The sequence below is a fragment of the Terriglobus saanensis SP1PR4 genome, assembly GCF_000179915.2.
Classification (GTDB): Bacteria; Acidobacteriota; Terriglobia; order Terriglobales; family Acidobacteriaceae; genus Terriglobus; species Terriglobus saanensis.
This window is the reverse complement of record NC_014963.1, coordinates 284,254-306,059: the sequence shown is the minus strand read 5'-3', so window position 1 is coordinate 306,059 and position 21,806 is coordinate 284,254. Positions and strand designations below refer to the sequence as shown.

Annotated in this window: 25 protein-coding genes; 11 read left to right on the top strand and 14 right to left on the bottom strand. The window is 58.0% G+C overall.

Going from position 1 to position 21,806, the window contains the following annotated elements:
* Positions 1-83 precede the first annotated feature (83 nt).
* Both ACIPR4_RS01255 and ACIPR4_RS01250 read right to left on the bottom strand, forming a co-directional pair.
* Positions 84-344 (bottom strand): DUF2442 domain-containing protein, encoded by a 261-nt coding sequence (locus ACIPR4_RS01255; RefSeq protein WP_013566829.1) that lies wholly within the window; start codon positions 342-344, stop codon positions 84-86.
* Positions 325-570 carry a DUF4160 domain-containing protein gene (locus tag ACIPR4_RS01250; RefSeq protein ID WP_013566828.1) on the bottom strand — a complete coding sequence of 82 codons (246 nt, stop codon included), beginning with the start codon at positions 568-570 and terminating at the stop codon, positions 325-327. The genes ACIPR4_RS01255 and ACIPR4_RS01250 overlap by 20 nt, the downstream gene beginning before the upstream one ends.
* Before the next feature lie 101 nt (positions 571-671).
* Between ACIPR4_RS01250 and ACIPR4_RS01245 the strand changes: the two genes are divergently transcribed.
* On the top strand, positions 672-947 hold the full coding sequence (locus ACIPR4_RS01245; RefSeq protein WP_013566827.1) for a DUF2164 domain-containing protein: 276 nt from the start codon (positions 672-674) through the stop codon (positions 945-947).
* 8 nt (positions 948-955) lie between these two features.
* On the opposite strand, the gene ACIPR4_RS01240 is transcribed toward ACIPR4_RS01245, so the two are convergent.
* Both ACIPR4_RS01240 and ychF read right to left on the bottom strand, forming a co-directional pair.
* Positions 956-1,591 carry a LysE family translocator gene (locus ACIPR4_RS01240; protein WP_013566826.1) on the bottom strand — a complete coding sequence of 212 codons (636 nt, stop codon included), beginning with the start codon at positions 1,589-1,591 and terminating at the stop codon, positions 956-958.
* A 96-nt stretch (positions 1,592-1,687) separates the two neighbouring features.
* Entirely contained in the window at positions 1,688-2,785 is a 1,098-nt protein-coding gene (ychF, locus tag ACIPR4_RS01235) for a redox-regulated ATPase YchF (protein ID WP_013566825.1), read from the bottom strand.
* 120 nt (positions 2,786-2,905) lie between these two features.
* On the opposite strand from ychF, the gene ACIPR4_RS01230 reads away from it, so the two are divergent.
* From ACIPR4_RS01230 to ACIPR4_RS01210, 5 genes are all read left to right on the top strand, one after another.
* Positions 2,906-3,880 carry a heme-binding domain-containing protein gene (locus ACIPR4_RS01230; RefSeq protein ID WP_013566824.1) on the top strand — a complete coding sequence of 325 codons (975 nt, stop codon included), beginning with the start codon at positions 2,906-2,908 and terminating at the stop codon, positions 3,878-3,880.
* On the top strand, positions 3,880-4,368 hold the full coding sequence (locus ACIPR4_RS01225; RefSeq protein ID WP_013566823.1) for a cytochrome P460 family protein: 489 nt from the start codon (positions 3,880-3,882) through the stop codon (positions 4,366-4,368). Before ACIPR4_RS01230 ends, ACIPR4_RS01225 begins: the two co-directional genes overlap by 1 nt.
* A 102-nt stretch (positions 4,369-4,470) precedes the next feature.
* On the top strand, positions 4,471-5,337 hold the full coding sequence (locus tag ACIPR4_RS01220; protein WP_013566822.1) for a hypothetical protein: 867 nt from the start codon (positions 4,471-4,473) through the stop codon (positions 5,335-5,337).
* Positions 5,338-5,715: 378 nt separating this feature from the next.
* Positions 5,716-6,723: an LLM class flavin-dependent oxidoreductase gene (locus ACIPR4_RS01215; RefSeq protein WP_013566821.1), complete on the top strand. Its 1,008-nt coding sequence runs from the start codon at positions 5,716-5,718 to the stop codon at positions 6,721-6,723.
* Between the two features lie 84 nt (positions 6,724-6,807).
* On the top strand, positions 6,808-7,347 hold the full coding sequence (locus tag ACIPR4_RS01210) for a DinB family protein (RefSeq protein ID WP_013566820.1): 540 nt from the start codon (positions 6,808-6,810) through the stop codon (positions 7,345-7,347).
* Positions 7,348-7,447: 100 nt separating this feature from the next.
* On the opposite strand, the gene vapC is transcribed toward ACIPR4_RS01210, so the two are convergent.
* Genes vapC through ACIPR4_RS01195 form a run of 3 tightly spaced genes read right to left on the bottom strand, consistent with a single transcriptional unit; the run spans position 7,448 to position 8,511 of the window.
* Positions 7,448-7,843 (bottom strand): type II toxin-antitoxin system VapC family toxin, encoded by a 396-nt coding sequence (gene vapC, locus ACIPR4_RS01205; protein ID WP_013566819.1) that lies wholly within the window; start codon positions 7,841-7,843, stop codon positions 7,448-7,450.
* Positions 7,840-8,052 (bottom strand): type II toxin-antitoxin system VapB family antitoxin, encoded by a 213-nt coding sequence (locus ACIPR4_RS01200; protein ID WP_013566818.1) that lies wholly within the window; start codon positions 8,050-8,052, stop codon positions 7,840-7,842. Before ACIPR4_RS01200 ends, vapC begins: the two co-directional genes overlap by 4 nt.
* Positions 8,053-8,112: 60 nt before the next feature.
* Positions 8,113-8,511: a DoxX family protein gene (locus ACIPR4_RS01195; protein WP_013566817.1), complete on the bottom strand. Its 399-nt coding sequence runs from the start codon at positions 8,509-8,511 to the stop codon at positions 8,113-8,115.
* Between the two features lie 151 nt (positions 8,512-8,662).
* Here ACIPR4_RS01195 and ACIPR4_RS01190 point away from each other — a divergent pair, with 151 nt between their 5' ends.
* Complete coding sequence (locus ACIPR4_RS01190) at positions 8,663-9,487, top strand: class I SAM-dependent methyltransferase (protein WP_013566816.1); 825 nt, start codon at positions 8,663-8,665, stop codon at positions 9,485-9,487.
* Between the two features lie 108 nt (positions 9,488-9,595).
* Here the strand turns inward: ACIPR4_RS01190 and ACIPR4_RS01185 are convergent, their stop codons facing one another.
* Positions 9,596-10,054: a hypothetical protein gene (locus tag ACIPR4_RS01185; protein ID WP_013566815.1), complete on the bottom strand. Its 459-nt coding sequence runs from the start codon at positions 10,052-10,054 to the stop codon at positions 9,596-9,598.
* Between the two features lie 21 nt (positions 10,055-10,075).
* Positions 10,076-11,443, bottom strand: coding sequence for an asparagine--tRNA ligase (asnS, locus tag ACIPR4_RS01180; protein WP_013566814.1), 1,368 nt, complete (start codon positions 11,441-11,443; stop codon positions 10,076-10,078).
* Between the two features lie 90 nt (positions 11,444-11,533).
* On the opposite strand from asnS, the gene ACIPR4_RS01175 reads away from it, so the two are divergent.
* On the top strand, positions 11,534-12,844 hold the full coding sequence (locus ACIPR4_RS01175) for a M20/M25/M40 family metallo-hydrolase (RefSeq protein ID WP_013566813.1): 1,311 nt from the start codon (positions 11,534-11,536) through the stop codon (positions 12,842-12,844).
* Positions 12,845-13,253: 409 nt separating this feature from the next.
* On the opposite strand, the gene ACIPR4_RS01170 is transcribed toward ACIPR4_RS01175, so the two are convergent.
* The gene (locus ACIPR4_RS01170) at positions 13,254-14,087 is read right to left on the bottom strand and encodes a sugar phosphate isomerase/epimerase family protein (RefSeq protein WP_041585863.1); all 834 of its coding nucleotides are present in this window, start codon (positions 14,085-14,087) and stop codon (positions 13,254-13,256) included.
* 105 nt (positions 14,088-14,192) lie between these two features.
* Here ACIPR4_RS01170 and ACIPR4_RS01165 point away from each other — a divergent pair, with 105 nt between their 5' ends.
* Positions 14,193-15,002 carry an SGNH/GDSL hydrolase family protein gene (locus ACIPR4_RS01165; protein WP_013566810.1) on the top strand — a complete coding sequence of 270 codons (810 nt, stop codon included), beginning with the start codon at positions 14,193-14,195 and terminating at the stop codon, positions 15,000-15,002.
* 91 nt (positions 15,003-15,093) lie between these two features.
* On the opposite strand, the gene ggt is transcribed toward ACIPR4_RS01165, so the two are convergent.
* Complete coding sequence (gene ggt, locus ACIPR4_RS01160) at positions 15,094-16,968, bottom strand: gamma-glutamyltransferase (RefSeq protein ID WP_013566809.1); 1,875 nt, start codon at positions 16,966-16,968, stop codon at positions 15,094-15,096.
* A gap of 27 nt (positions 16,969-16,995) precedes the next feature.
* Between ggt and ACIPR4_RS01155 the strand changes: the two genes are divergently transcribed.
* Both ACIPR4_RS01155 and ACIPR4_RS01150 read left to right on the top strand, forming a co-directional pair.
* On the top strand, positions 16,996-18,555 hold the full coding sequence (locus ACIPR4_RS01155; protein WP_013566808.1) for an N-acyl-D-amino-acid deacylase family protein: 1,560 nt from the start codon (positions 16,996-16,998) through the stop codon (positions 18,553-18,555).
* A 238-nt stretch (positions 18,556-18,793) separates the two neighbouring features.
* The gene (locus tag ACIPR4_RS01150; RefSeq protein ID WP_187290232.1) at positions 18,794-19,990 is read left to right on the top strand and encodes a dienelactone hydrolase family protein; all 1,197 of its coding nucleotides are present in this window, start codon (positions 18,794-18,796) and stop codon (positions 19,988-19,990) included.
* Positions 19,991-20,054: 64 nt separating this feature from the next.
* On the opposite strand, the gene ACIPR4_RS22330 is transcribed toward ACIPR4_RS01150, so the two are convergent.
* Genes ACIPR4_RS22330 through ACIPR4_RS01135 form a run of 3 tightly spaced genes read right to left on the bottom strand, consistent with a single transcriptional unit; the run spans position 20,055 to position 21,720 of the window.
* The gene (locus ACIPR4_RS22330; RefSeq protein WP_013566806.1) at positions 20,055-20,666 is read right to left on the bottom strand and encodes a periplasmic heavy metal sensor; all 612 of its coding nucleotides are present in this window, start codon (positions 20,664-20,666) and stop codon (positions 20,055-20,057) included.
* On the bottom strand, positions 20,663-21,187 hold the full coding sequence (locus ACIPR4_RS01140) for a hypothetical protein (RefSeq protein WP_013566805.1): 525 nt from the start codon (positions 21,185-21,187) through the stop codon (positions 20,663-20,665). The genes ACIPR4_RS22330 and ACIPR4_RS01140 overlap by 4 nt, the downstream gene beginning before the upstream one ends.
* Positions 21,184-21,720: an RNA polymerase sigma factor gene (locus tag ACIPR4_RS01135; protein WP_245536417.1), complete on the bottom strand. Its 537-nt coding sequence runs from the start codon at positions 21,718-21,720 to the stop codon at positions 21,184-21,186. Before ACIPR4_RS01135 ends, ACIPR4_RS01140 begins: the two co-directional genes overlap by 4 nt.
* Positions 21,721-21,806: the final 86 nt, after the last annotated feature.

Sequence of the window (21,806 nt, the reverse complement as noted above, 5' to 3'; positions counted from 1 at the left end):
TTCAAGGGTACGCGGGAGCATGCGATTTGCGGAGGCAGGAATCTGCGAAGCTACTCGCTTGGAATATAGGCAATCGAGACAGACTATGCGGCGCTGGGATGCGGCCTGGATTGATCCTGCAAACCTGCAAGAAGGCCAGCAACGGAGATATCTTCGTCGATCGCCTCCCAGTGCAGGCCGCGGCTGCTGATACGGAACCGCTCCCGCTGTTCCGGCGTAGCCTTCAACAGGCGGGGAAACCATGCGAGCGGAACGCCCAGAATTCGGCCGTCGCTCAGCGAGACCCACATGCTGTCGCTGTCGAAACGAACACTGGTGGCGGAATTAATTGCCGAAGAAGTCATACCATGCTCTCTCAATGCGATTTCTGTTTGCTTCCACGATTTCGTGCAGTTGCCGAAGCGTCCTGGCACTATAACCATCATTGTAGGCGACGTGGATCACGGGTTGCATCCAGAATTTTGCTTCCCCCTCGGCACTATCGACGTGGATATGCACCGGTTCGCGAGGTGTGCCTTCATTGGCATAGAAGAAAAACCGGAAGCCCAGGTGACGAAAAACGGTTGGCATACGCAATCTTTAGCATGACTTATTTGGGTGCTGCACAGTACAGAGCACGCGAAAGAATCAGGCACGATACTGGCCCCTTCGCGAAGGTGTACTTTTTCTAAATGGCCATCGAGATTTCAAAACAAGCGCGTGCCGACGCCGTCGCTTCGATCCAACGATATTTTCAGGAAAACATGGACGAGCCTATCGGCGATCTGCCTGCCAGCCTGCTGCTGAACTTCTTCCTGGAGGAGATTGGAGCCGTCGTTTACAACAAGGCAGTGGCAGACGCGCAGGCGCGTATGCAGTTGCGCGCGGCGGACCTGACGGGCGAGCTTTATGTGGATGAGTTTCAGTACTGGAGCAAAGGGGCCGGGGCGAAGAGGGGACGGCGCTAAAGAGCCTGCTAGCGCCGGACTGCGGAATAGAGCAGCTTGCCGCCAAAGCCACACATGGCGGCTCCTGCCGTCCGTTCAATCATCACTTTCCCCTGCCGATAGGCAGCCTGCGCTTTTTGTGTCGAGAGCAGCAAGGTTAACGCGACGTAGTAACCAGTCTCGTCCAGAAAGATCACGAAGAGAACGATTCCGCGGAGCCAGTTTGGCCACGCTGGATTCAAGACCGCGGCAAAGATGCTGGCAAAAAAGACGATGACCTTCGGATTCGAAAGGTTCGTCGAAAAACCACGGAGGAACGCGCCAGCTAAACTGAGCTGCGACGCCAGCGGCCCGGAGTCTTCTCCGGGCACTACCGAGTGAGCGTGTCTCCAGGACTGAACGCCGATATACAGCAGATAGGCACCGCCGCAAAACTCCATCGCACGATAGAGCCATGCCGCCTTCGACAGAATAATCTGCACCCCAAAGACCGCTGAGGTGGCCCAGACCATGGCCGCAGTACCGATTCCGAGCGCGTGCGAGATCGCTACCGGACGACGCTGCTGCATGGAGATGCGCAGCGTGGCCACAAACGCTGGTCCGGGTGAAGCCACAGCCAGTATGTGAATGCCCATAAGAGCCAGAATCGGCAACAAAATGTTCATGGCTCCACTATAAAGGGTCGCTTTTCGCCGATGTAACCGTGGAGATGAGCCGCGAGTCTCTCAAGTCTCATTCCGGACTAAGTGTGAAACGATCTGCTACACGTTGAACTTGAAGAAGAGAATATCGCCGTCCTTCACGACGTACTCCTTGCCTTCCGAGCGGAGGAGGCCTTTTTCCTTCACGGCCTGTTCGCTACCCAGGGCGAAGAGATCGTCGCTCGCGTAGGCGTCGGCCTTGATGAAACCGCGTTCGAAGTCGGAGTGGATAACGCCTGCTGCGCCGGGTGCCTTGGTGCCACGTTTGATCGTCCAGGCGCGGACTTCCTGCACGCCTGCGGTGAAGTAGGTGATGAGGTCCAGCAGGCGGTAGGCGGAGTGAATGAGGCGGTTCAGACCGGGCTCGCTGAGACCCATGTCCTTCAGAAACTCGTCGCGTTCGGCCGGTTCAAGCTGGGAGATTTCGCTTTCAAGCGCACCGCAGATGCGGACGACCTGGGCGTGCTCTTCGATGGCGCGCTTTTCAACGGCAGCAGTGTATTCGTTGCCGCCGATCAGGCCGCCCTCGTCGACGTTCGCGACGTAGAGCTGCGGCTTCGACGTGATCAGGAAGAGATCGCGGGCGAGGAGCTTTTCCTCGTCGGTAAGATCGGCGACGCGGGCGGGCCTGCCTGCCTGCAGCACGATGAGGAGCTTCTGCAGCATGGCGTGCTCGGCCTTCACCTTGGCGTCGCTGCTGGCCTTGGCCGCGCGTTCCACCTTGGTGAAGCGCTTTTCGACCGTATCCAGATCTGCGAGCAGAAGTTCTGTGTTGATAATGTCGATGTCGTGGAGAGGGTCGACTTTCCCGGCGACGTGGACGATCTCCGAGTCGTCGAAGCAGCGGACGACGTGGCAGATGGCATCCGTGGCGCGGATGTGGCCGAGAAACTGATTGCCGAGGCCTTCGCCCTTGCTGGCGCCTTCGACCAGGCCAGCGATGTCGATGAACTCCATCGAGGTAGGCACAAGGGATTTGGGCTTGATGAGCGCGGCGATTTTGGCAAGGCGCTCATCGGGCACGGTAACGACGCCCGTGTTGGGCTCGATCGTACAGAAGGGGTAGTTCGCCGCCTGGGCCTTGGCCGAGGTGAGGGCGTTGAAGATGGTGGACTTACCCACGTTAGGGAGTCCGACAATTCCACAGTTCAGAGGCAATGTTCATTCCTTTTGCGACGAAACCCTGCTGGGTCGCGTCCATGCATAATCAGGATAGTGCATGCGCCTGATCGGGTCCCTTGTAAGGACCGCTGCAAGAACCACAGGAAAGGGAAAACCTTGGCACTCGAACCAAAAACACGTTTACGCCTGGTTCTTACAGCGGGAGTTCTTTTCCTTGGCTTCGTTTGTCTGCAGTTTGTTCGGCCGCCGATCACGAACCCGCCCGTGACCGCAGAAATTCAGGCCCCGCCCGAGGTGAAAGCGATCCTACGGAACTCCTGCTACAACTGCCATTCCAACGAGACGAAACTGGCCTGGTTTGACCAGATTGTGCCTGCATACTGGATGGTGTCCAAGGATGTGCGCACGGCGCGGGCGCACCTGAACTTCTCCGAGATCGGGAAGTTGCCCGAAGCGCAGCAGAAGGGCGCGCTCTTTGAAGCTGTAAACGAGATCCAGATGGGTGCGATGCCGCTGCCGTCCTACCGCAAAGTCCATCCTGGAGCGACGATCACGCCGGAACAGCTTGCGGTTCTGCGGAATTATCTGGCTCCTGCGGTTTCCGCTGGCCCGGCGAAGGTCGACATGGCTGCACCGACGGCAAACAGGGATTCGGACGAGCAGTATGCGAAGTGGATCACCGCGAGTGATACGCCATTACAAGTGAAGCCCGAGCTCAACGGCATCGAGTTTTTTCCGGACTATAAGAACTGGAAAGCCATCAGTTCGACGGACCGTTTCGACAACCACACGATGCGCCAGATCCTTGGCAATGACATTGCCGTGAAGGCAATCGCAGAGAACCACATCAACCCCTGGCCCGACGGCGCGGCCTTTGCCAAGGTGGCCTGGGCACAGGAGCCGGACGCGCAGGGCGCGATCCACACGGGCGCATTCAAGCAGGTGGAGTTCATGGTCAAAGACAGCCAGAAGTACGCTTCCACCGCCGGTTGGGGATGGGCGCGCTGGGTCGGCATGGACTTGAAGCCGTATGGCAAAGAAGCGAACTTCGCCAACGAATGCATTGGCTGCCATAATCCCGTGCGCAAGAACGATTATGTCTACACGATGCCGATCCAGGGAGGCCAATAATGCGAGTAGCTCAAGTTTTAGGCCTGTTGCTGCTGGGTGGTTTGGCCGGTTGTGAGGCGACGAACTCGCGCGTTACCACGACTCTGAATGAAGATGCCAGTAAGGTAAACGGCGTACCCGGCGCGGCAATGCACGGTCGTGTGATTACCTCGTGGATCGACAAACCGAGTTCGACGATGTCGACCCTCTACGGCAACGATGTAGCCGTGAACTACGCCCGCAAGAACAGCGATGCGGCCTATCCTGCAGGGTCGCAGCTTTCTCTCGTGACCTGGAAGCAGACCGAAGATCCGCGCTGGTTTGGCGGCAATATCCCTGCCAAAGTAGTTTCCGTGGAACAGGTGAATGTGGATGCGACTCCTGAGAAGAAGTACGCATATATGCGGTACGACGGTGAATCGGCGAAGAGCGTCGAATCCGTTGCGGCGGCTACACCCAATGCGCGGGCGGCTTTCCTGCTGGGACAGCGCGCGGCGGTGATGCCGTAGGCCTCTTGAAGAAGTCCTATTTGTCATCCCGTAGCGTAGCGAAGGGATCTGCTTTCGCCTTCGCTCTTGTTGGCAATTATTGCGTAGCTATTGAGAATCGACATGATGACGACCGCAGGGACCAAAAGAGCTAGAATCGTCGCCAACATGTTTCGTTACAAATTTGTCCTCACTTTACTATTCAGTTTCGCTTATTCAGCGCATGCCAAGATGCTCCCCTACCATCTCAATTGTGACTTGGGTAAGGGCAGCACTCAGACCATGCGCCTTCAAAGCGTCACAGTTCGACTGATACACGGTGATGGGAATTGCCATGTTGAAGTATCGGACGTTGAAGGGAAGCTTCTGTTTGAGCATGTAGCAACCGGAATACAGATTTCATCCGCTCAAGGCCCTACTAAGGAGGGCCTAGTTTTCTTCGTAATACAAGATGATTCCAGCCCAAGCCGACTGTTTGTCCTTGGCTTAGGGCCTCATCCTCGGGTCATAGCAACCATTAGGAATGGTTATGGGTTCTGGATTGAGAACGGTTGTAGCGATGGACGTTGGCATATCTGGACTGCAGACGATGCCTTCCAAGGAGACCCGGAACTCGCGGACGTCTACCACCAAGACCTCTTTGTTCCTGAGGTGGCGCTCAACATTCATGGCAATGCACTCGTAAATGAATCCTCCGCCTGCAAATCCCACTTTGATCATCGAACTGCAGCCATCCGCCTTCAATTAACGACGCGAGAGATTGATGAGTTTAGAAACCGCCGCGTCAAGAATGCATTCCGTTCGGGACAGGTAAAAGGCTACATTTTGGACATCGTCTTTGGAGATTTGTATAGCGGACGAGAAGAAGTTGCCAAGAACGAGTTGCATAGAATGTGGCCTGCCGATGACGAACAACGGCTGTGGAAGTGGATGCTGCAGAAGCGTTCTGAAGGTATCCTTGCCCGCTTGGACCTTACGAAGGCAATGTAAGCAGCGACCAGATCCCTCAATCCGGCGAATTCATAGCGTTGAGACAGCCGAACGATTCCTTCCAGAGCATCTTGTACTCACTGAAACCGACCGATTTAGCCGAGTTCAAGCGACCGAATGAGAGGAATTGTGGCCCTACTAACTAACGATTCGACCGTGGCCGGGGGCAAGAGCGACTTCGGACTCGAGGAACAGCTGCAGTCATCACTCGCTTCCTTGGGCCAGCTCCCTGCTCGTCGAGTTAGCAGAGATCGAATTTGGCGAATGCCATACGTACTGTGCGCTCCGCGCGACCCCACCCTTTCGCGATGAAACTGCGAAAGAATGGGCACGCTACAGGCTTGCATCAAACGACAAGTGTCGTGCATCTTATCCAGCATGGAAATCGGAATCGATAGTTTCGTGCAGATGGGTGGGCCGGAGCTCACCGGCGCGCAGCGCGCCAAAAACCTGATGGAGGAGATTAAGCTTGCTGACCGCGTGGGCATTTCCACGTACGGAATCGGCGAGCACCATCGCGTGGAGTATCTCGCTTCGTCGCCTGCGATCTTTCTGGCGGCCGCCGCTTCGGTGACGGAGCAGATTCGGCTGTCGAGCGCGGTGACGGTGCTGTCGAGCGACGATCCGGTGCGCGTCTTTCAAGACTTTGCGACGATCGACCTAATCTCCAACGGACGCGCGGAGATCGTGGTGGGGCGCGGTTCCTTTATCGAGAGCTATCCGCTCTTCGGCTATGACACCAAGCACTACGATGAGCTGTTTGCGGAGAAGCTGGACCTTCTCTTGAAGTTGCGCGATGAGACGCTGGTAACCTGGCAAGGCAAGCATCGCTCGTCTTTGAACGGCCAGGGTGTTTGGCCCAGGCCGGTGCAGCAGCAGCTTCCGGTTCGTCTGGGTGTGGGTGGAACGCCTGCCTCCTTCGCACGGGCGGGGCTGCTGGGGCTGCCGCTCACGGTTGCCATTATCGGCGGCGAGCCGCATCGGTTTCGTCCGATGATCGATCTCTATCGCCAGGCATGGGCGCGCGCCGGGCACGATCCCGCGAAGACGGATGTGTCCGTGCATGCCCTGGGCTTTCTGGCCGATACGGACCAGCAGGCCGCGGATATCTTCTGGCCTTCGCACAAGGAGACCTTCGGTCGCATCGGGCGTGAACGTGGATGGGGACCGATCACGCGCGAGAGCTTCGACGCGCAGCTTGCGCCGACGGCGGCGTACCTGATCGGTGCGCCGGAGACCGTGGCCACCAAGCTGCGGTACTACGACGAGGTGCTGGGCGGCCTGAGCCAGGTGGCCCTGCACATGAGCGGCGGCGGTGTAGCGCATGCGGACCAGATGCGGTCCATCGAGTTGTTGGGCACGCTGGTCGGGCCGATTGCAGGTTAGACGCTCGGATTTCAGAGAACAAATCGCTTGTCGGTCGACGCTGTCCCGCGTAGGCTGGGTTTGTTTCTTTGAAAGGACCTTTCCATGCAGCGCACGACCATGATTGCAGCAGTTCTTTCCCTGGCTGCCGTAGGCGGTATTGTTACAGCACAAGCCCCAACAAGCGCGCCCTCTGGCCCAGCCGCCGAAGTGCTTGGCGCGTATAACCGCGTGAAGACCAACGCGATAAAAGCCGCAGAAAAGATGCCTGCGGAGAGCTATGGATTTAAACCGCATCCGGATATCCGTACCTTTGCACGCGTGGTGAACCACATCAGCGAGGCTCAGGTTGGAAGCTGCGGCGCGGTGTTAGGTACGCCTGCAGCAGATCTACCCAAGGTTCCGGCGGAGACCGCAACCAAGGAAGAAGTTCTCGCAGCCCTGAAGGCTTCGTTTGTTCTTTGCGACAAGGCTTATGGCTCGACAACGGACGCGAACCTCGCCGACCCGATCAAGAACCCCCGCGGCAGCCGTGCGCGTATCACCGTTCTGTGGGGAAATATCTCGCACGACAACGAGCAGTACGCGATTCTCAGCGACTATCTGCGCGATAAGGACCTTACGCCGCCTACGAGCGAAAAGTAGCTGCTCAGGTTTACATAACACAGGCAGGGCGCTTTGCGCCCTGCCTGTGTTTGTTTGCGCTTCTACCGCATGGTGAGGTAGGTGCGGTGCTGTCTCGTCGTTAGGGATGGAGAACTTTAAGGTCGAGGTGCTGCTCAAACGCATCGAAATCCCGGTCGCGGTGCAGGAGCGTGTGCTTTTGCTCGATACAAAAGGTGGCGATAAGGCAATCGATCGTTTTGCGGACCGTTAAACCTCGGCGGCGAAGTGTCTGAAAGTTGGCAGCGGCGGCAATTGCCATTCGAGGTCCACAGCATTCATAGACCTTCAAAGTGGACAGTCGCTTCAGCGCATTGTCGAAACTTCGCTTTTGAGAGATGCCCTGAAGCACCTCACACAGGGTTAGATCCGTCAGAGCGATGGGCCGATGTCCGAGCGCCTCGCGTAGCCAAAGCGACTCCGAGTTCTCCGTACCGCGCAAGAGATCTATCCAGACACTGGTATCGACAACGATCATTCGGGCCAGTCGGGAAAGCGACTCTTTCGCATCTCGTCGAGGTCGCCTTCCCATGGGATCTTGCCCCAGAGCTTTTGGACCTTCGCCTGAGACTGTACCTGCTTCATCAACCGGAGTGCGGCATCGACCGCTGCGCGCTTTGTGGGCAGCTTACCGCGACGCATTACCTGCTTGATCAGCGCGTCGTCAATCTCGATGTTTGTCCGCATCAGCGTGACCTCAATGTGTAGAGAATAACATTTTAGGTGTATTGATTCCGACAGTCCCGCTTACGAAAGACCGATCCTGCGGTCCAGCGACAAGGCACCTGCTCCGTTGACGACGAGCATAAAGGCAATCGCCACAAAGGCGAAGATGTAGTTGTAGATGCCGAAGCCCTGGTGGATGCCTACTGTGATGAGGGCCACGAGCATGTTGATGCAGATGAATGCCGCCGCGAGGCGTGTCAGAAGGCCGAGGAGTACAAAGACTCCACCGAAAAACTCCGTGTAGGCCGAGACAACTCCGAGCCAGTAGGACATGCCCAGCGAAACGACATAATGCGCGAAGTGTGCGGTCGCGTTATGGGGCACTACTTTCTGATAGCCATGGACGGCCATGGAGAGACCGAGTGCAAGGCGTAAGACAGACGCTCCCCAAGGCTGAAGACGGTCGAGAGATTTCGGCATTTCGAAGCTCCTGCTTTGAATTTGTTCCCGTGGTTCATTGTGTCGGATGTGCTGTGGGGTGAAGGGTACTTCCCCTTATAGCAAAGAACACCAGCCACTGCCTTGAAGCCTCGACAGGTCCACGAAGAGCCGAACTATTCGTCACGATAGGATGAACGCATCGAATAGGTTTTCTCAGACTCCGAAAAAACGAGGAGGCGTTCTGGACCAAAAAGTTCTGGACTTCTACGAATCGCTTGCGGCACGCTACCACTTGATCTTCGAAGACTGGGACCGGGCGATTGATCGCCAAGCGAAGGTTCTTGATCCTCTCTTGCATGTGCAGTCCACTGACCGACCTCTCAAGATCCTTGACTGCGCGTGCGGTATTGGGACTCAAGCGATTGGATTCGCAAAGTTAGGCCATACGGTGACGGCATCGGACCTGAGCGAAGCAGCGGTGACGCGTGCCAGGCAGGAAGCTGAAATTCGCGGCGTGGATATCTCTTTCCTCGTCTCAGACATGACCTCGATGTCGGAGATTACGGAAAGCACCTTCGATGTGGTAGCCGCAATGGATAACGCTCTACCGCACTTATCCCGCGACGAGGTCCGACGTGCACTCAGAGCGATCGGTTCCAAGCTCGCGCAAAACGGCCGATTCATCGCGAGCATCCGGGACTATGACGAACTTCTCAATCAAAGACCCACCATGCAACAGCCCGCGTTTTATGGGGATGCGGGAGAACGACGCATCGTTCATCAGGTGTGGGACTGGATCGACGCGGAACGATATATCGTTCACCTTTACATTACCGAGGAATCTCGTCCTACGTGGACGACCCATCATTTCGTCTCTGAATATCGGTGCATCCTGCGCAGCGAACTCACGAACGAGCTGGAGTCTGCCGGCTTCAAAGACGTGCAGTGGCTCATGCCAGGGCAGAGCGGCTACTATCAGCCGATCGTTCTGGCGAGATTCGATCCGGCATCTTAACCAAGGCGATTCAGAAGCAAGACAGACGTAACCGCTGATGCACTTTCCGACCGTACCAGTCCTGGCGCCTTGAAGTGATCGCGAAGGCTGGTGCGCGCAGTATCCTGGCTACTTCGCGTAAGTAAAGGTGCCGCAGAGATTGCTTGAGTCGGCAATCTTGTTGCGATCGAAGACCGGGACTTTCACGTTGCCAAAGAAAGCGACCTGCATCGTCTTTCCGGAGACGTAAGTGACCATCCACTCCACGTCCTCCCCTCCGCAGAGGCTGTTGTGATGTGCGAATTTTTTGCTGGCCGGGATGTTGAGGCGGTAGAGGCTTCCACGGCCGGCCTCATTGCTGTCCACGTCGAAGACAGAGCCAATCTCTTCCGGCTGCAGGCCACGGATGCGCGCCATGGCAATCATGGAAAAGGAGATCGTCAGCTTCTCGTCCGTGAGGATAAGATCCCCGGTGATGGAGCGGGCCGTTTTGCTCTCGGCCTTCCATGTGCCTCTCTCCTGTGCCGCAAGTGTGAGAGTAAGGAGGAACAGCGAGGTTATAGCGGCTCTTTTCAGGATGGTTTGCATGGGGATGGCGAGACTTCCTTCCTACGGGTAAATGCGGTTGAGGGTGCGGGCGAAGGGGATGGTTTCGCGGACGTGATCCAAACCGCAGATCCAGGCGACCGCACGTTCGATACCCATGCCGAAGCCCGCGTGGGGAACGGAGCCGTAACGGCGGAGGTCGAGGTACCACTGGAAGGCGTCGAGGGGCAGGCCATGCTGTTCGATGCGGGATTTCAATAGGTCGTAGTCGTGGATGCGCTGCGAGCCGCCGATGATCTCTCCGTACCCTTCGGGCGCGAGGACGTCGAGGCAAAGCGTGCGCGCGGGATCGACGGGATCGGGCTGCATGTAGAAGGCCTTGATGGCCGTGGGATACCGATGGATAAGAACCGGCTTGTCGAACTGCGAGGAGATGTAGGTTTCGTCCGGAGAGCCGAAGTCGTCGCCAGGTTTGTGCGCGGTTTCGATGAGGCCCTTGCTGAACGCTTCTTCCAGCATCTCATGGGCCTGATCGTAGGAGAGGCGCGGAAAGGGGACGCGTTCTCCGTTGGGGCCGGGAGCGACGACGGCCTCAAGGACAGCGATGTCGCGACCGATGACCTTGAGTTCCGCGCGGTGCTGGGCGAGGACGGTGGTGACGATGTGGGTGAGGAAGGCCTCCGACAGGTCCATCAGGCCGTCGAGTTCGAGGAAGGCCACCTCGGGTTCGATCATCCAGAACTCGGTAAGATGACGGCGGGTCTTGGATTTTTCCGCGCGGAAGGTGGGTCCGAAGCTGTAGACCTTGCCGAGCGCGAGCGCCGTGGCTTCGATGTAGAGTTGGCCGGACTGGGTGAGGTAGGCGTTGCCCTGGTCGAAGTACTCCATCTCGAAGAGCTCGCTGGTGCCTTCGCAGGCGTTGGGCGTGAGGATGGGCGGATCGGTGCGGGTGAAGCCGTTGGTGTCGAAGTACTCCGCCGCAGCACGCATGATGGTGGCTCGAACGCGAAGAATGGCGGACTGGCGCGGCGTGCGCATCCAGAGGTGGCGATGCTCCATCAGAAAGTCGACGCCGTGCTCTTTGAGCGTGATGGGAAAGGGTGTGGCGTCGTCCACACGCTGCAGGACCTGCACGTCTTCCACGTCAAGCTCGAAGCCGGAGGGGGCTCGGGAGTCGGCACGGACTTTGCCGGTGACGATGACGCTGGATTCCAGCGTGAGGTTCTTGAGGGTCTCGAAAACCTCCTCGGGAACAGCCGCTTTGGGCACGATTCCCTGAATGGTTCCCGTGCCGTCGCGGAAGATCGGGAAGAGCAGTTTCCCCGAGGCGCGGAGGTTGTAGAGCCAACCGCGGAGGGTCACACTCTGGCCTTCGTGCTGGCCAAGGGTGGCGATGGTGGTGACGGGGGCGACGCTAGAGTCCTGAATCATGGCGACTTCGATTCTAGTCTCCTGTTTCTGGCTTCGCTTTTCCGCAAGATCAGACAAGGCCGAGGTCGGTTGCCCTGCTATCCTCTGCGCATGAAAGCAGTTGTATATGTCCTGAAGGCGGTATTTCTGACTTGTGCGGTCACGTCGTTTGCGCAGGGAGTAAAAGGCCCCGAGGCGGCGATGGTGGCGTCGGTCGACCGGAATGCGGCCGCGAATGTGGAGCTGTTGCGGCAACTGGTAGAGATCAACAGCGGCACGATGAACTTTGAGGGCGTACGGGCCGTGAGCGACGTGCTTGAGCCGAAGTTCAAGGGTCTGGGATTCACGACGAAATGGGTAACGATGGACGCCGTGAACCGTGCGGGGCACCTGATCGCGGAGCACCCCTGCGCCAAAGCGGGCGGCTGCGGCAAACGAATCCTCGTGATCGGCCATATGGACACGGTGTTCGACAAGGGCAGTCCCTTTCAGCACTGGAGCGTATCGGGAGATACAGCCACTGGGCCGGGAACGAACGATATGAAGGGCGGCCTGGTGATTCTACTGTCCTCGCTGCAGGCGATGCAGGACGCCGGAGTTCTGCAGGGCGCGGCGATTACGGTGGTTCTGGATGGAGATGAAGAAGCGCACGGGACGCCGGCGACGGTGTCTCGGCGTGACCTGGTGGAAGCAGCGAAGCGCTCGGATGTGGCGCTGGAGTTTGAGGCAACGGCGCGGCAAAAGGGGGAGTATTACGGCTCCATCAGCCGAAGAAGCTCTTCGAGCTGGAAGCTGACGACGACGGGAAACACCGGGCACTCTTCGGGCGTCTTCAGCGAAAACATGGGATACGGTGCGATCTATGAACTGACGCGGATTCTGGACGCTTTTCGCCGGGAACTGCCGGAGAAGTATCTGACCTTCAATGTGGGCACGATTGCCGGAGGATCGCGCACGGAGGCAGCCCCGGGCGGAGGGACAATCGCATTTGGAAAGAGCAATATCGTTCCGCCAGTAGCCACAGCAACCGGAGACCTGCGAACGATCTCTGATGAACAGACCGAGCGGATTCAAACGAAGATGCGAGCCATCGTGGCACAGCATCTGCCGAAGACGGGGGCTGAGATCAGCTTTGAAGAGGGCTATCCGGCGATGCCGCCGACCGAAGCCAGCCGTGCTCTGCTGCATACGCTGAATCAGGTCAATAAGACGTTGGGCGCGGCTGAGATGCCGGAGCTCGATCCGCTGCTGCGCGGGGCGGGGGACATCTCGTTTATGGCCTCGCTGCTGCCGGGGCTGGCGGGCGTAGGTGCGACAGGGGAAGGATCGCACGCTCCGGGCGAGACCGTGGACCTGCCTTCGCAGGTCCTGAATGCGAAGCGGGATGCGCTGTTGATGTACCGGCTGAGCCTGGAGAAGTAGGGAGGACTTCTTCCATATCGGGACTTGCCCTTCGCAAACATGCTTCCGGAGAGGTAAAAATCTGGGTTTTCGAAAGTATTCTGGGGAGCTTTCTACAGAAGGTGGTGCGCTTCAGGGCACTTCGAGGGATATACAGGTTTCGCCCTGAAAAGCGAAACGCCTCGGGGTGACAGCCCCGAGGCGATTTCACTGTAGGAGGTAGCCATGATGGACCTTGGAAAGATCAAGGCTAGCTGCTCGTTGGAAGTGCCCGGACGTCTCGTCCTTGCACTTGCGATCGTGCTTGCTACGTTTTTGATTCGCTATTTTCTAAGCCCTTGATGCTGCAACAACCCCTCGGGCGGTACCACTCCGCTCGAGGACTATCTATATTCGACGCCAAATCGCAGCTTTTCGTCAACAGAAAGTCTTACTTGTTGAGCGTCTCAAACGCCTTCGTTGCCAATTTGGTCACTTCCGCCGAGGTCAGTTCCGGCTCATAGGCGATTTCGAGGACGCAAATGGGTGGATTTGTAATCGCTGCGATGCCGGCAGTGACCAGCTTCCAGTCGATGGTGCCTTCGCCGGGCCAACAATGTTCGTCCTTTTCACCGTGATTGTCATTCAGGTGAACTTCCTTGACGCGATCGCCGAGGATGGCGAAGGCTGCTTCCACGCCGCCGCGTCCGGGCAGGTTCATGTGTCCCGTATCGAGACAGACGCCCACGGTGTCGAAGTGGCCTACGCGGAGGATCTCCAGCAGATGGTCTGGCGTGGCGACTTCATGCGGCGAGGTTTCGACGAGGGTCTTTACGCCGAGGGGATGGGCGAAGGCCTTGATGTGTTCGATGGCGGTCAGAGAGAGATCGAGCGTGCGTTCGCTCCAGGTGTCGTTGGACGTGCCAAGGTTGAGCACGATGCTTTCGAAGGGGATCTGTTCCGCGGCTTCGAGTGCGCGTTTGACCTCGTCCATGGCATTGATGCGGCGCGATTTTTCGACGTCGATCAAGTTGAGCGCGGGCTGGTGGTGACGGCTCCACTCGCCGGTATTGGCGTCGAAGATGGGCTGGTGGAGGGTAGCGCGGACGTCGTTGGACCGGAACCAGCTGGCGATTTCTTTGACGCCGCCGCGGTCGGTGTAATCGAAGTGATGGCGCGCAGCAAAGATTTCAATCGTCTGGGCACCGCTTGCGACCATAGCGTCGAGGTGGCCAACGTGAAGACGCTGCAGGAGGAACACGTAACTCGAGACTGCCTGTTTCATACCCATCTTGAACATACAGCAGGAATAGGTCGTATGCCGTATCAGCCAAGGTTCGCTGGCGTGTCTTAGACTGGTGCGGCACCTAAGAGACGAGGGAAAGCCGCTATGCGACGCATTGATTTTGCACTACTTGCCGCCACTACTTTGCTGCCTTCGGCACTGGCCGGGCAAGCGAGCCCAGCTCCGATGCCTGCTTCGCCTTCGTTGAAGGTGGATGCCACCTTGGTGACGCCCGTGACCGAGCTGACGACTGCGCAGATCACGGCCATGCAGAAAAAGCTGGCCGACTGGCCGCAACTCGAGCGCTATCGCGCAGCGAATGCGGCCCTGCCTGCACCTGCTCCGGGCGAACAACGCGTGGTGTTTTATGGCGATTCGATTACGGATGCCTGGGCCGGGCCGAAGAACAGTGCGACCTTCTTTCCGGGGAAAAACTACATTGGCCGGGGGATCTCCGGGCAGACCACGCCGCAGATGCTGGTGCGTTTTCAGCAGGACGTTGTGGCCCTGCACCCAGCGGCGGTGGTGGTACTGGCGGGAACGAACGACCTTGCGGGAAATACGGGACTTTCCACGCAGGAGATGATCGAGGACAATATCCGATCGATGGCGGATATCGCCAGGGCGAACGGCATACGGTTTGTGCTGGCTTCGCTGTTGCCGGTGAGCGATTACAAGTGGCGTCCGGGTCTGCAGCCAGCCGCTAAAGTGCGCGCGGTGAATCTCTGGATGAAGCAGTTTGCGGCGGAACGCGGGCTGGTTTATGTGGATTACTACTCTGCCCTGGCGAATGCCGAGGGTGGCATGCGTGAGGGGACGTCGAACGATGGCGTGCATCCGACTGGGATGGGGTACACGGTGATGATGCCGATTGCGCAGGAGGGTATTGATAAGGCTTTGAAGGGGAAGCCCTAAGTGCGGATGAGAAGCATATCTCTCCACTACGCGACGGTGGAACTGTCGCTCCGGTCGAAATGACGGAGGGCATGTGTGACGAAAGGGCGCTTTAGTAACCTGCGGCTTTGCCGAAGCCTCTCCGGGAGTCGTGTCCGCCGAGGAGTTCTCCCGTTTTGGGATCGACGGCGATCAGTTCGCTGTCTCCCCAGACGCCGGGTGTCTTTTCGTCGAATTCGGTCTTCTGCCGGATGGTGTAGCCGCGGGCCTTGAGCACGTTGGCGACGTCCGTCGGGAAGTTCTTCTCCAGTTGGAGTACGTCGGGGAGGTACTGGTGGTGGAAGCGTGGTGCATCCGCCGCGGCCTGCACATCCAGACCGTTGTCTAGAACGCTCACGATATCGTTGGTGACCGTGGTCATGATGGTGGACCCGCCGGGCGAGCCGAGCACGAGGCGGAGTTTGCTTTTGCGTGTGACGATCGTGGGTGACATGCAGCTAAGCGGGCGCTTGTTCGGGCCGATGGCGTTGGCCGGTCCCTGAACGAGGCCGAAGGCATTGGGAACGCCGACCTTGCTGGCGAAGTCGTCCATCTCGTCGTTCATGAGAAAGCCCAGGCCTTCGATGGTGACGCCCGAGCCAAAGAAAAAGTTGAGCGTGGTAGTGTTCGAGACAGCGTTGCCCTCGTCATCGACGACGCTGAAGTGCGTGGTCTGCGTAGAGGCCGGCGGGATGGGAATCTTGGGTGGTTCCGGAAGAAATCCAGCCGGGCGAACGAGCGTCGCCGAGGGTGAGGGATTCACGGGATCGATGGATTTGCGCCACGCCTTGGCATACTTTTTGTTGGCAAGCTCGGCGAGAGGCATGTGCATGAAGTCGGGATCGCCGAGGTAGTCGCCGCGGTCCATGTAGGATCGGCGGAAGGCCTCCGTGATCAGGTGGATCTGTTCCGGTGAGCGGTCGGCGCCGATCTTCCTGAGCTTGTAGCCGCTGAGGATATTCAGGGCTTCGATCAGAACAATGCCGCCGGAGCTGGGCGGGGGCGAAGTAAGGATCTCGTAGCCGTGGTATTTGCCACGAAGCGGTGTGCGATCTTTGGCTTCGTAGGAGGCCATGTCCGCAGCGGTGATCAGGCCGCCGCCCTTTTGCATCGCGTCGGCGATCTGCTGCGCCATACGGCCTTTGTAGAACTCTGTCGGATCGGCGGCGATGCGTTCGAGCGTAACGGCGAGCTCCGGCTGCTGAAAGCGCTCGCCCGCTTTATAGAAATCTCCATTGCGCTGGAAGATACGGTGCGACTCCGGAAAGCTCTCGATGTTGTGGGCGTGATAGAAGTGCGTCTCTTCTTCGGAGAGGATGAATCCCTCGCGGGCGAGGCGGATGGCGGGCGCCATCACGGCCTTCAGCCCAAGCCGACCGTAGTGGCTTTCCGCGTAGACCATACCGGCGACCGTTCCGGGGACGCCGCTGGCCTTGTATCCGGAGAGGCTCATGCCCTTGATGATGTTCTTGTCCGCATCGAGATACATGTCGGCAGAGGCAGCGGCGGGCGCTTTTTCGCGGTAGTCGATGAAGTGCGGTTTGCCATCGCCCATCTTGTGGGGATGCTTGCCCGAGGTGGAAGGGCGGATGAGCATGAAGCCGCCTCCACCGAGATTCCCTGCCATGGGATAAACGACGGCCAGCGCGAACTGCACGGCTACGGCGGCGTCGACCGCGTTGCCGCCCTGCTTCAGGATCGAAAGGCCTGCCTCGCTGGCGTCATGCTGGACGGTGACCACCATGGCGTGCGATGCGCGGGTAGGCGCGACGACCGGAAGTGCCTGAGATTGCGCCTCTGGATGAAGGAACGAGAGAGCAAGTGGTAGCGCAGCAATGCGAGGAAGATGGATCAAAGGGCGCTCCAGAAAGCAGGGGATGCCAGAAGCATACCAACGTCTAGGTACAGCAGAACGAAGCAGCGTATCGTTAGCTGAAAACAACGACATCTTAGGATCCCCGAAAGGAGTCTCGGTTTGACTGCATCTCTGAAATATCTTCTCGCGCGCGTTTTTGTAGTCAGCTCTTTTCCTCTGATCGCGGTTGCCGCGCAAAGTCAGGATCTGGACGTGATCGTACGCGGTGGTTCGGTGCTTGATGGATCAGGTTCCGCCGCGGTAAAGACGGACGTAGGGATCAAGGGCGACCGGATTGTTTTCGTTGGACCTTCCAAAGGCCATAAGGCAAAACGCGTGATCGATGCGACCGGTCTTGTAGTGACGCCGGGGTTTATCGATCCGCATACTCACACCGCCGAAGATCTCTCCAACCCCATGTATAGCCGCAACGATGCATACCTGATGCAGGGCGTGACCACGGTAGTCACGGGCAACGACGGCAGCAGTCCCACGGATGTTGGAGCGACCCTGGCGCGCTGGAAGAGACAAGGCATCGGCACCAACGCAGCGCTCTTCATCGGACAAGGGACGGTGCGGAGCGAGGTGATGGCGATGTCCGATGCAAAGCCGACACCGGAACAGATGGAAAAGATGAAGTCGCTGGTGGAGACAGCGATGAGCGAGGGCGCAATCGGTCTTTCTACCGGTCTTTACTACGCACCGGGCAGCTACTCCAGCACGGAAGAGGTGATCGAGCTTGCGAAAATCGCGGCAAGGCACGGCGGCCTCTACGACACGCACATGCGCGATGAAAGTTCCTACAACATTGGACTGCTCGGTTCCGTTCGCGAGACCATCCGCATCGGACGCGAGACGCAGATGCCGGTGATGATCTCGCACATCAAGGCACTGGGCGCGGATGTGTGGGGACAGAGCAGTGACGTCATTGCGTTGATCGATGCCGCGCGCAAGGACGGCGTGAAGGTCACGGCGAGCCAGTATCCGTACACGGCCTCCGGAACGAGCGTGACGGCTTCGCTGGTGCCGCGATGGGCCGAGGTAGGCGGACACAATGCTCTGCTGAAGAACATGACCGATCCCAGTGTGCATGCGCACCTCGTGGAAGAGATGACGTTGAACCTGAAGCGTCGCGGCGGGCCGGAGGCTCTGCTGATGACGTCGGCGAAGGACAAGAGCATCGTCGGCAAAACTCTGGAGACGATTGCCGCCGAGCGCAAAGTCAGTCCAATCGATGCGGCAATTCAGATTGTGCTGGCGGGCGGATCGGATGTGGCCTCGTTCAACATGAAGGAGGCGGACATCGAGGCGTTCATGCGGCAGCCGTGGGTGATGACCTGCTCCGACGGCTCCGAGGGGCATCCACGTAAGTTCGGAACATTTCCGCGCAAGCTGCGCGAGTACGTCTACCAGCGGCACGTGATCTCTCTGGAGTTCGCCGTGCGTTCGAGCACGTCGCTCACGGCGGAGACGCTGGGACTGAAAGAACGAGGCCTGCTGAAACCGGGCTACTTTGCCGATGTGCTGGTCTTCGATCCGAAGACCTTCAACGAACGAGCAACGTATCAGTCGCCGCGTGTGCTGGCGACGGGAGTGCGCTATCTCACGGTGAATGGTGTGCTGGTGATCAACAATGGCGCGCTCACGACTGCTTTAGCGGGGCGGCCTTTGAAACATTGAGAGAGTCTTTGCGTCTTTGTCATCCCGAAGCGAAAAGCGAAGGGATCTGCTTTCCGCTTTCCTGAGGTCGCTCTTCGAGCGATGTATGGGGCACCCGGTCATGGCGCGAGGGAACTTCGCAGATGGGACTGTCGTATAACGCCGCAGGCTGCCCTTGTGGTTTCATGCGAAGGCCTACCTGGCGGTGCTCATGCTTCGATTTCGTATAGATGTTATTAAAGGAGGCCAATTCCTCGCGATGCGCTTTTATCTTCTTTTGCTTTACCTACTGACTACGGAGTTGGCACACGCCTTCGGTCCGTCGAGTTTCAGGTTTTCAACTAAGCCCGGCCCCTACACAGTAGGCTTCCGTGTCGCATACCAGTATGACAATTCCCGAACCTACAACGCGTTGACCGATGTGAACGGAACATTAGCTAATAAAAGCGGGGCACGCCCCCTGCAAACCCTCATTTGGTATCCGGCCCACCTCGCTCCTCGCGCGTCCGCGATGACTTACGGTGACTATCTCAGTCTCTTCGTGTCGGAAGATAGCTTCACGCTCACATCTTCTGAAGCGGCGAGTGTGCTCAAGAAGAATCTCCACGATTATCAGGTCGACGCAGATCCTCAAGCCAGGATGCGAGCTATAAAAGATGCTCCCACTCAACGCGGCAAGTTTCCTTTGGTGATCTACGCCCCCAGCTTCAGCGGACCAGCTTTTGAGAACGCCGATATTTGCGAATATCTCGCCAGTTATGGATACATTGTCATGGCGAGTCCTTCGATTGGCGCTGACTCGTTCGACATGACTGGTGGAATTCCCGGAGCCGAGACACAGGCCAAAGACATTTCATTTGAAATAGGTTTCTCCAGCTCAATACCGGAAGTTGACTCCTCACACATTGCGGTACTGGGTTATAGCTGGGGTGGCCTCTCAAACTTCTTTGCAGCCGCAAAGGACGACCGCATCAAGGCGCTCCTGGCGTTCGACGGCTCCGCCCGATACTTTCCTAGCCTCCTCAGCAAATCCGGATATGTTCAACCAAAAGACATGACGATTCCAATGCTGTTCTTCACGCGAGGCGAAATTCCTCTTGAAGAGTTAGTGGGTGCCGACGTCTCCGCGAGCGTTCTAAACGAAATGGCTCACAGCGACGTTTATATCGTGAGGATGCATAACATGCGACACGGAGAATTCGATTCGATGAAGCAGCGTTCGCCAGCGTACTGGACTCGTCACCCTTCGGCGGAGTATTCGCCTGAAGAGACAAGCGAAAGCTACAACTGGGTTGGGCGCTACACTCTCGCATTCTTGGATTGGACGTTCAGGCAGGACCAACACGCCCATCAATTTCTGACGAACTCTCCGGCGGCAAATGGAGTGCCGGGCCACATGCTCGCTGTGCAATTTAATCCCAAAAAGGAAGACCAGCCGTCGACGCAAAAGCCTTGACGTCATATTTCATGTCGCTGTGCTGGGTGCTGTTCATAGCGCTCTAAACCATCGACAATCTGTTCTACTGGGCCGATTCGTCCGGTGGGCCTTCTCTGAACTTTTCCATACGGGCGATCTGGTCGTCGTCCATCTCGCCGCGGATGAGCAGGAGCATGTGGGCGTGGGCCTTCTCAAGGTTTCCGCGCGCCTGAACGACAGCGTCGATGCCCGCGAAGACCTTGCTTTCGTCGGGGTGCTTTTCCTTCGTCGCGGCTTCCAGGCGTTTCTCTTCCTTCTGGTAGGTTTTGAAGGTTTCGACGATGGCCGTTTTGTTCGCACCGAAGATAGCGTCCATCTTCTTCTGCTGGTCTTTGCGGAGGCCAAGAGTCTGAGCGAATGACTTGTCGTTCCAGAAACGGCCCGGAGGTCCCAACTGCAGACCACCCCGCATCGTACTGCTCATGGGGCCGGACCCTGGTATGGGTGGCATGCCCCTGCCATTCTGGCGATCCATGCCACTGGGTACGTTGAAGGGAGACATACCGCCGCCGCGTGGTCCGCCCATGCCTCCACCGGAACCCCCACCAGGACCACCGCCGCCTGGACCTCCACCGCCGTGCATCTGCGCGGGCGCAGATGCCCCCACAGAGAGCAATACCGCGGCTAAAAAAGTCCATTGGAGCGATTTCATCATTGAACCTTTGCTGCTCTCTTATGCGAGTTCAATTGCCGGTCCTGCGGTAGTTCCTTGTCCAGGCCGTATTCCTGTTCCGGAGAGGTGACCTGTTCCGAAAGCTCGCGGTCGACGGCCATCAGAAGCTGGTTGTCCTGCTCGATCTGCTTTTGCGACTCCTGCGCCGAGAGAACCGCCGGAGCGGTCTCGCGGGAAGGATGCTTGAGATGACGCGCCAGCGGAATCGCCGACATCAGCAATACGCCGGTGGCAAATCCCCAGGAGGCCACAGTCATCCCGGGATGGAGACGCCATGCGGCGCGCGAGGAGGTACGTACACGGAGGCTGGTCGACGGACGCGACTCGCTCCACGCCATCGAAGCCAGGTTGAAGCTTTGGACAGAAGCGCCGAAGTTTTCTACTTCCGAGCGGCATTCGTCGCATACGGAGAGATGAGCAGCGGCGGCAGCATCCGCCACGTCGCCCACCATATAGCCGGCAAACTGCTCTTCTGTAAGGTGTTGTGTACGGGATGAATTCATCGAGCTCCCCCTAATTCCTTGCGGATACTGGTGACGGCCCGGTGCAGATGCGTCTTAACAGTGTTCACAGGCATACCTGTTGCCTGGGCGATCTCGGCAAGGTCCATTTCTTCCAGAAATCTCAGGATAAACATCCTGCGCTGGTTTACAGAAAGTTTTTCCATCGCTACTTTGACCTGTTCCGCCCGTTCGCTGGCCAGGATACGTGTTTCAGGCGAAGTTTCCCCATTTGGGAGGAAGGAAGCCATCTCGGTTGCGTCGATGGCCGTCGCTTTGGCTTTTCGCCAAAACTGGAACTTTTTGGTGCGGAGATGGTCGCGGATAAGGTTATTTGCAATGGTGAAGAGCCATGTGCTGACGGCACAATCTCCACGGAAGGACGCGCGGCCGTTGTAGGCCTTCAGAAAACAGTCCTGCGTGATGGTCTCCGCAAGGTCCTGGTCGCCGACAGACAACATCACATACCGCAGGACGCGCCCACGATAAAGCCCGACCAGGGCATCGATATCGTCCAATTCCGAAATAATGCTCACCCTGCAACTGAGGGGAATCATAGATGCGTCAATTGTGATCTGCATACGCTTCTTGGGACGGCGATTCCCTGCCGCCAGTTTACGTT